The sequence below is a fragment of the Actinomadura roseirufa genome (assembly GCF_900659635.1).
In the GTDB taxonomy this organism is placed as follows: Bacteria; Actinomycetota; Actinomycetes; order Streptosporangiales; family Streptosporangiaceae; genus Spirillospora; species Spirillospora roseirufa.
On record NZ_CAACVB010000305.1, the window covers coordinates 1 to 8,122 of the forward strand.

The 8,122-nt window shown below is 65.2% G+C and carries 10 protein-coding genes; 5 read left to right on the forward strand and 5 right to left on the reverse strand.

What is annotated here, in order from left to right; genetic code table 11:
• The 4 genes from E1291_RS43520 to E1291_RS35895 all read left to right on the forward strand — a co-directional run.
• A partial coding sequence (locus E1291_RS43520; RefSeq protein ID WP_207401121.1) for a hypothetical protein occupies positions 1 to 542 on the forward strand: 542 nt, incomplete at its 5' end.
• 6 nt (positions 543 to 548) lie between these two features.
• On the forward strand, positions 549 to 872 hold the full coding sequence (locus E1291_RS35885) for a hypothetical protein (RefSeq protein ID WP_131742510.1): 324 nt from the start codon (positions 549 to 551) through the stop codon (positions 870 to 872).
• Positions 869 to 1,123: a hypothetical protein gene (locus tag E1291_RS35890; protein WP_131742511.1), complete on the forward strand. Its 255-nt coding sequence runs from the start codon at positions 869 to 871 to the stop codon at positions 1,121 to 1,123. The genes E1291_RS35885 and E1291_RS35890 overlap by 4 nt, the downstream gene beginning before the upstream one ends.
• Before the next feature lie 111 nt (positions 1,124 to 1,234).
• Positions 1,235 to 1,447, forward strand: coding sequence for a hypothetical protein (locus tag E1291_RS35895; protein WP_131742512.1), 213 nt, complete (start codon positions 1,235 to 1,237; stop codon positions 1,445 to 1,447).
• 158 nt (positions 1,448 to 1,605) lie between these two features.
• Here the strand turns inward: E1291_RS35895 and E1291_RS35900 are convergent, their stop codons facing one another.
• The 4 genes from E1291_RS35900 to E1291_RS35915 are packed head-to-tail and all read right to left on the reverse strand — an operon-like array spanning position 1,606 to position 6,687.
• A complete protein-coding gene (locus E1291_RS35900; RefSeq protein WP_131742513.1) occupies positions 1,606 to 2,595 on the reverse strand; it encodes a helix-turn-helix transcriptional regulator in 990 nt (329 codons plus the stop codon).
• A 34-nt stretch (positions 2,596 to 2,629) separates the two neighbouring features.
• Complete coding sequence (locus tag E1291_RS35905) at positions 2,630 to 3,868, reverse strand: MFS transporter (protein WP_131742514.1); 1,239 nt, start codon at positions 3,866 to 3,868, stop codon at positions 2,630 to 2,632.
• Positions 3,861 to 5,732, reverse strand: coding sequence for a S9 family peptidase (locus E1291_RS35910; RefSeq protein ID WP_165495463.1), 1,872 nt, complete (start codon positions 5,730 to 5,732; stop codon positions 3,861 to 3,863). Before E1291_RS35910 ends, E1291_RS35905 begins: the two co-directional genes overlap by 8 nt.
• Positions 5,698 to 6,687 carry a LuxR C-terminal-related transcriptional regulator gene (locus E1291_RS35915; protein ID WP_131742516.1) on the reverse strand — a complete coding sequence of 330 codons (990 nt, stop codon included), beginning with the start codon at positions 6,685 to 6,687 and terminating at the stop codon, positions 5,698 to 5,700. Before E1291_RS35915 ends, E1291_RS35910 begins: the two co-directional genes overlap by 35 nt.
• A gap of 389 nt (positions 6,688 to 7,076) precedes the next feature.
• Between E1291_RS35915 and E1291_RS35920 the strand changes: the two genes are divergently transcribed.
• Positions 7,077 to 7,583 (forward strand): hypothetical protein, encoded by a 507-nt coding sequence (locus E1291_RS35920; RefSeq protein WP_165495464.1) that lies wholly within the window; start codon positions 7,077 to 7,079, stop codon positions 7,581 to 7,583.
• An 80-nt stretch (positions 7,584 to 7,663) separates the two neighbouring features.
• On the opposite strand, the gene E1291_RS35925 is transcribed toward E1291_RS35920, so the two are convergent.
• On the reverse strand, positions 7,664 to 8,122 hold a 459-nt coding region (locus tag E1291_RS35925), incomplete at its 5' end, for a transposase (protein WP_207401122.1).

The window sequence follows — 8,122 nt, forward strand, 5'->3', positions numbered from 1 at the left end:
TACCAGACTCCCCAGGAAGTCGAGGACCAGTACCTGACCCGCAAGGCCACAGCGTAACTCAGACGACCAGACGCTGTCCGGAGTCTCTGGGGCCCCTCAGACACCAGATCCTCGACACCGGGCACTTCGACACCGCCCTGATCCTCCGCTGGTCGGGGTCGGTACTCGAACTGGCCGACCATGTTGACTACGCCGGCGGCGACCAGAACGACGGCAGTGGCAGCACGGTCGGCTTCGCGTTGCGCTTGCAGGCCGCCCACCTACGATGGGCCGCCGCCTACATGGCCGTCGCGCATTTCAGCGACCAGGCCCACGAACTCGTCCAAGAACAGTTCCCTGGCGATCACATCCCACCCGAACAGCCAGCCATCGGAGACCTGACTCGGGACGACCTCGGCCGACTCGCCATCGGTGTAAGGCCCGACCTCATCCCGCCCAGATGGGATCGCGACGGCTGGGACTACACCCACCCCGCTGCGACATGCGCCCCCAGGGCCTCCCTCGACCGGTGTCCCGGCACTCGCAACGACGAAAGAGGCTGATAGGCGATGCCCACTACTGCCTGGCTCGTCCGCAACAAGATCGGCTGCGCAGACGGCTCCTACTCACCCGCAAGGCACTCCGCCCCCAAGGACCCACGGTCGGTACGCGCCTCCCGGAAGGGGCGCCTGGACGTCGAAAAGGTGCAGGAAGAGAGCGGGCTCTACTTTCTCGTCCACCCGCGGACCCGCGACATCTGCGGCACCATGCTCGACCAGGGCGACGGCTGGTGGCGATGCAGAACGCCCCGCGGCAAGCTCAGGGAAATCTACGTTCCGGCCGGAGTCGACGAGCCCTGGCGCTATGTGGCCGAGCGGGTGAGCGCCGCGTGAGCGCCGAGCGGCTGGATGAACTGGCCCTGCTGCTGCGCCACCGCGTTCCCGGCCTCACACCGATGCTGCCGCGCGGCACGGAGATCCTGCATCTCATCCGCTCCGGTGCCGGACCGCATTACGTGGTCTGGCGGCGCAGCGCAGCGGCCTACTTCTGGTACAGCGGCCCCGACCACGGCGCCCAGATCGGCACGACCGCCGAGCAGGCGGCCGAGGAGATCCGACGAATGTTGAGCCCGCCCGCCCCGTAGACACCGCAGCCGCGCGCCTTGCGAGATGAGCCGGGACCGTCCTCCATCGCCGAGCCCTGAGCTGAAGGCACACACCCGATAGCAGGTCCGTGCAACACAGAGGAGGCCGCCGTGGCCGACGAGCAAGACATCGCCGAGCTGCTGGAGGAACTGGATGACCTGCTCGACCCCGCGAGCACCCTGCGCCGGGTCGAGCAGGCGTACACCATGGCCGTTGTGCTCATGGGTCTGAGAAGGCCGGCACAGGGCGAGCTGGCCGAGCTGGCTGCGCTGCTCCGCCGGGCAGCCGACATCGCCGACGCCTTGGGCGACATGCGCCTCTGAACGGCGGAGCTTCTCACTCACCAAGCCGCGCCATCCCCATGGTTCGAGCCCCCCAGTTCCTGTGCGCCGGCGAGCCACAGGGGCACGGTTGAGCCTGCCCGTAGGTTTCCCGAGGCTCTGCGGGTGGCCCGGGAAGACCTGGCTTCCTCGCGTCTTTCCTAACCGACCAGGCCCTGCTGAAAAGCGATCACTCCTGCGGCAAAGCGAGTCTCTGCACCAAGTTCCTCGCGAACTGTCGTAATGTGTCGCCGCACAGTGGAAATGCTCAGGCCAACTTGTTCCGAGATCTCATTATCAGAGAGCCCCTGCACCAGCAGGTTGAGGATTCTCAATTGAGTGCTCGAAAGTGGGCCATCTGCGGAAAACGGAGTTCGGTATGGGGTTGCCCGACTCCAGAGAAGTTCGAAGTACTCGCGCAGGGCGCCGACGATGACCGACGATTGAACCAGAAGAACGCCTGGTTCGTTCATCGACAACGAAAGCAAAGCTATCGCCTCATCTGCGAGCCTCATTCGCATACCTACATTTGACAGCAGACGAACTTGGCCTCCAGATTGAGCTATGAGGTCACATACTTCGAGCGCTGACGGATCTGCTATGCACTGAGCATGAAAGATACTCCTGAGCTTCGCCGGGTCTGCTGGCAGATCGAAATCTTCCCCCAGAAGGTTCCCCGGCCCTCGGTACGGCAAGCCGTCCAGGGTTAGCCAGTCTCGCTGCGCCGACTTGCTCAGAACACGGATCAGCTCGTTGATCTCGCTGGGCACTGAGAGAATCCGAACCAACTGGTCCATGGTGCCGCCGAGTACCAAATCTGGGGAAGGTCGGGTACCGCGTGCACGATCATGCGCGTCCGAAATGCGCTCGTGCGTCGCCACGATCGAGCGGGCGAGGCCCAGCAATGTGCGCTGCAGCACCAGGTCAGGCGAGGCAAGGAAGATCGCAGGGCGCCCCTGACTCCCGGAACTCCGAATATTGGCCATCCCAGCCTCGACTAGGACCTTCACTTTTTCCATACCGAACAACGCACTCACTCTTTCCAAAGACTGAGTGTCGTAAGGCTTTAGAATAAGGTAGAGATCAAGTAACCGATCATCAAGGACACCTCGCAGCAGAATATTTACATCACGCTCATTGAGTTCACGCATCCACAACTCCTCTTCACAAAGGCATCCTTTTGCCCTAAACAAGCACCGCTTCTGGCGTCGTTTCTACCCGGGCCATGCGCGGTCGCACGAGGAGAATTGTAAGCACCGATAGCGTGGCCGCAACTACCGCAAGGCATGAGCCGAAAGACAGAGCTTGAGGGCCGACATGACGAGCGATAGGGCCAGCCGCCAGAACCGCGACGGGCATCAGACAGTATCCCGTGACCAGATTCCAGCTATTTACTCGTGCAAGCACTTCTACACGAAGCCTGCTTTGCAGGACTGTAACCAGCAGAACACCGTATATCGCCTGAAACGCGCCGGAGATGAAGACTCCCAGGGCGATCAGAAGCCATGTGGCTTCGTTGGCCAGGAAGAACATGGGAAGGGAAGCAGCGCTTGGCAGCAGGACGAGCGCCCAGATGAGGTGAGTCGGTCGCCACCGAGCCGCGAGAAGGGCGCCGACCAGGGCGCCAAGGGGGTCACAAGCGCTAATCATTCCCCATGCCCAAGCGCCTTCGGGCTTGTGGGCCATGTAGACGGGACCGGCGATTTTCACGAAACAAACAACAGCCGTGTTAATTACCGTCCATTCAAGCGTGACGATCCATACCCAGGACAGCAGGCCGAACGCCTTCCACCCTTCACGCATCTCGGAGAGGACCGACTGGCGGATGCGCTTCACCTTATGAGTGGTGAGGCGGCCGAGCAGAAGAGCGCTGATACCGCAGAGAGCGCCTCGCACCGCGGCGGCCCAAGCTGGGCCGAGTGAGGTGACGACAGCACCGGAGCAGATCAGTCCGACGAGGAGGCCGACCGCCTGTGCCTGGGTGAGGAGTGCGTTGCCTGCGGCCCGCTCAACCGAGCCGAGCAGGTCTGCGGTGATGCCCCGGAGTGCCGGCAGGAAAATCGCGGTCGCGGTGCCGCCGGCGGCCGCCAGCAGGCACAGGAGCGGCAGGGGCGCCCTCCCGGCCAGAAATGTCACCGCGATCGCCGACCAGGAGGCACACGCAAGAAGCTCGGCTGCCGCGAGAACCTGGTGTCGGCGAAAGCGGTCGCCGATGACACCCCCTCCAACAAGCAAGAGAGCAGGGAAGGCGTTGCAGGCCAGGACGAGCGAGAGACCACCGGGCCCGTATCCCATCCCCATGACGCCCCAGGCGAGAGCGAGCTGACCGAACCCCACGCTGGCGCTGGAAACGACCCGGGAGATGAACAGCGGAGCGAACAAGGAGCTCTTCAGCAGCGACAAAGGAGCAAGGACATCAGACATGCCACTGCTCCTGGCCTGCGGTCAGATGGGCGACCAGGAATTGCGCGATGTCTCGGTAGGCTTTGATTTCGTTTTTGCGGTTGAGAAACCCATGTCCTTCGTCGGAGTAGACGTCGTAGCGGACCTGAACGCCGCGGTCGCGCAGGCGGGCGACGATCTGATCGGACTCCTCCTGGGGAACGCGAGGATCTTTGGCGCCCTGAATCACGAAGAGCGGTGCGTTGATGCTGTCGGCGTGGGTGAGGGGTGAGCGACGGGTGAGGTGATCGGCATCACGGTCGGGGTCTCCCAGGACGGCCGCGACCATCGCTTTCCAAGTCGGGGGGCACGCTCGGGCGAGGGTGACGAGGTTGGAGGGGCCGCAGATCGAGACGCCAGCGGCCCACTCGTAGGGCAGGCGTGCCAGGCAGGACAGGACGGCGAACCCGCCATAGGAGCCGCCCATGAGAGCGATGCGGCCGGTGTCAAAACCACTTGTGGCCCGCAGGTGGCGGACAGCGTGGTCGAGGTCGTCGAGATCGGCGCCGCCCCAGTCGCGGTAGATCAGTTTCTGGTGGGTGAGGCCGTATCCGGTGGATCCGGCGATGTTGGGCGCGAATACTGCGATGCCTTGAGCGAGGAGGTACTGGTAGAGGCCGGAGTAGGCGTATTCGGGGCGTTCTTGGGCTTCTGGGCCCCCGTGGATGCTCAGCAGCACCGGGTGCGGGCCCGGTGTGTGCGGACGGTAGAGCAGCGCCGGAACCCGGCGTCCGGCCGAGGACGCGTACGTCACCAGGTCGGGCTCGACGGGTTCGACGACATACATGGCCGGCGGCCTTGCGTTGGTGAGGTAGCGGAACCCCTCGGCCAGGTCGAGCAGGGCGATCTCGCTGGGCCGGACGGGCGAGTCGAGCTCCAGCACGAGCCCCTCGGCGTCAGGGATGAGGCTCATCGTGTCGATGACGCCTTGCGGGATGTCGGGGAGCGCGAGTGGGGCGCCGCCGCGGCGGGCGTGCAGAGCCGACCGTCCGCCCTCGTTCGTCGTCCAGATGAGCGTGTCGCCGAGCGCCTCGACGAGTTCGACATCCCAGCTGTCCTGGACGGTGCAGGTCAAGGTGGCGTCGTGCAGGGTGTAGCAGCCGATCGCGGTGAACTCGTCCCAGAGATCGGTGCGCAGGTAGAAGCCGGAGGAGTCCGGGATCCACGGCCCGGGTAGGAAAAGTCCTTGACCGTGCTGGGCCGTGACGCAGACGGGGTCGGCCGCGGGGTCGGCCAGGTCGATCAGGTAGGCGGCGACATCGGTGTTGGATCGGGTGCCCGCGGCCAGCAGCCATCGGCCGTCCGGGGATACGCGCGCCGGTGTGAAGATCACGCCGTCGGGTGGGATGATCCGGCGTTCGGTGTCCTCGCGCAGGTCCCTGGTGAGGATGTCCTGGACGGTCTCATCGCGATCGTTGGCCGCGTAGATCAGGTGGCGTCCCGCAGGGTCGAACGGGTCGTCGGCCAGAACTCGCTGGCAGCCCGGGCCGGAACCGATCTCGGCCATGTTCTGTCCGTCGAGGTCGATGGTGAAGAGCTGGTACTGCTCGTCGCCGTCCCGGTCGGCGGTGAACACCAGGGTCTTGCCGTCGGGGGCCCAGGCGATCTGCCACACCGCCTGGCCGGTCAGCCGGGTCAGCCGGAGCGGCATCCCGCCGGTGACCGGGATGGTCCACAGGTCGAAGGCTCCATCGACATTGCTGGAGTAGGCCACGGTCCTGCCGTCCGGGGACAGTGCCAGATTCTGGCGGAGCCGCTCAGTCGGGACAAAATCCAGGTAATCGGGCATCACTGCTCCAAGACGCTGGTGACTAGGTGATCCAGCCGCGCCGGGCTGCCGCGGCACCCGCCGCGGTGCGGTTGGCCGCTCCGAGCTCCTTGCAGATGACACTGATGTGGCGCCGCACGCTGTTGACCTTCAGGCCGATCCGCCGGGCGATACTCTCATCCGTCATGCCCTGGGCGAGCATCGCCAGGATGGATCTCTGCACGGGTTTGAGCGGCGCCTCGGCCTCGGTGGCGCCGAGGGGGATCGCGCGTTCCCACAGCAGCTCGAAGTACTCGCGCAGAGCCACGACAACAACCGGTGACCGGACCAGCAGCGCCGCCGGGAGCCCGGTCGGCGTCAGTGGCAGCAGCGCGACGGCCTCGTCGACGAGCTTCATCTTCATCCCGATCTTCGGGACGATCCTGGCCTTCTCACCGCCGCGCCGGTTGTTCTCGATCAGCTTGGCGCCCATCGGATGCTCGGCGCAGGAGGCCTGGTAGATGGTCCGGCACTCGACCTTCCCCTCGAAGGTGGGCAGCGGGGGCATGCCGGCCAGTTCCTCCAGGGGACGTTCCATTGCGAAGTTCTCCAGCGTCAGCCAGTGCCGCCGGGCCGTCCCCAGCAGCGCCCGCGACACCTCTCCGATCTCGGTCCGGTCGGTGAGCACCCGCACATGCCCATCAGCCTCGGGCGGGACCGCGGGGAAGGGATGGAGGTCGATCAGCCGGCGCTGCCCGTCCAGCAGCCGCTCCTGCTGAGCCACCAGACCGCGTGACAGAGCGGCCAGCGTGCTCTGCAACGCGAACTCCGCCGGGATGGCCACCAGCCGCGGAGCCAGCGCCAGACCAGACGGCATCACGAACGCCAGTCCCGCTTCCAACAGGGCCGTGACGACCTCGGGTCCGCCGAGTACGTCGGCGGCCTCCGCGCTGGGACAACCGTCATCGGCAAGCAGTTGCAGGTAGGGCGCCAGCAGGTCGTCCGAGACGATTCCCGTCAGCAGCGCCGCTGCCTGCTCAGTCCCCGCTCCCATCCGACCACCTCCGATGACAGAGAGTACTGATCCAACTCGTTAGCGTCATGGGAAGTATGAGGATGAGTGGTTCAACCCATTGAGGAGAAGTCGTCACCGGCCGCCTCGGCCAGCCGAACCCCTCACACCGGCCCAGGTGAGCCAAGTGTTCCTGGTACGGGCATCCGTCGGCGAGGCCACTCCGCTGGTGGCCACTTCCCACCATGGCGCGTTTCCTTCAGCTACCGCCCTCACACAGCACCGGTTTGATCGGGGCCATCCACGCAGATCGAACCGGAGCGAGCATGAAACTCAACCTCGGGCCAACCGACCGCCTCACCATCGGACGCCGCCTCCTCGCCTGGCCGCCCCTACGAGCCAGAGCACGTCACCGACACCCGAGCCCACTCGTGGCTCGTATCTACAGCCACCCACAGGGAGCCGGCCTCATCGGCGCCGACGCCGACGGGCTCCTTCGCGCCACAATCGTGGACGCCCTGACCACAGCCGGCAGCCGCATCGAAGTCGTCGTGCCCAGGGCCGACCTAGACCACCTCTTCGGCCCCGCACTCCGCAACGCCCAGCTGCAGAACCTTCACCCCGCTCTCCACCCGACCAAGACCCTCGAAGACTCCATCGAGTACCTGGAAGGGCGAGAAGGCAGTACGACCGCAGAGCACACGTCATTCCTGTGGATCGCATCCCCTGGCAACGACGCCGACGTCGTCCACCAGGCCTTGCAACATCACCCAGACGACAACCTGATCGCACTCTTCCGCGGCGCATGGCCATACGGCCCCACTCACCTAATCGACAAGAACCGCTCCGGCCCCCTCTATGGTTCACAGATCGAACTTCTCTCCCCCGGGCGCGCAATCGCCAAGCTCGTGGCCTCGACCTCGTGGCCTTGCCACTGACCGCCTCGCGCTGTAGAGAGCGCCCCAGCTCAGTTCCGCTCGCGGCATCTGGGCCGATCTGATCGCGCAAGTAATCAGGGTTAATTGGTGTTGGCGGGGGTGGTGTTGAGGGTGAGGCCGGTGGTGGTCAGGCAACCGTCGATCACGTCGGGGTGGTGCTGGATCACCTTGAGGCGGTGCTTGATCATGGCGGTGAGGTGGTCCAGGTCGGTGGCCAGGAAGTTGGCCATGGAGCGTTTCAGCAGTGACCACACGCTCTCAGCCGGGTTGAGGTCGGGCGCGTAGGCGGGCAGGTAGAACACCGTCAGCCAGTCGGCGTGGGCGTCGATGAACGCGCGCATCGCCTTGGAGTGGTGGACGTTCAGGTTGTCCCAGACCAGCACGATCTTCCCGCCGGGTAACTGCTGGTGAGCGGCCTGAAGCATGCTTGTGTACTCGGCCAGGGTGAAGGCGGCGCGTTCGCCTTTGCGGCGGCGGTAATGGTGCAGCCGGTAGATCAGCCGGGACCGCTCACCCGGGCGGTAGCAGACCATCCCGGC

Coding starts and splice junctions, on each gene's coding strand:
- E1291_RS35900 (WP_131742513.1), bottom strand. CDS start 2,595: ATGCGTGAACTCAATGAGCGTGATGTAAATATTCTGCTGCGAGGTGTC.
- E1291_RS35915 (WP_131742516.1), bottom strand. CDS start 6,687: ATGGGAGCGGGGACTGAGCAGGCAGCGGCGCTGCTGACGGGAATCGTC.
- E1291_RS35905 (WP_131742514.1), bottom strand. CDS start 3,868: ATGTCTGATGTCCTTGCTCCTTTGTCGCTGCTGAAGAGCTCCTTGTTC.
- E1291_RS35885 (WP_131742510.1), top strand. CDS start 549: ATGCCCACTACTGCCTGGCTCGTCCGCAACAAGATCGGCTGCGCAGAC.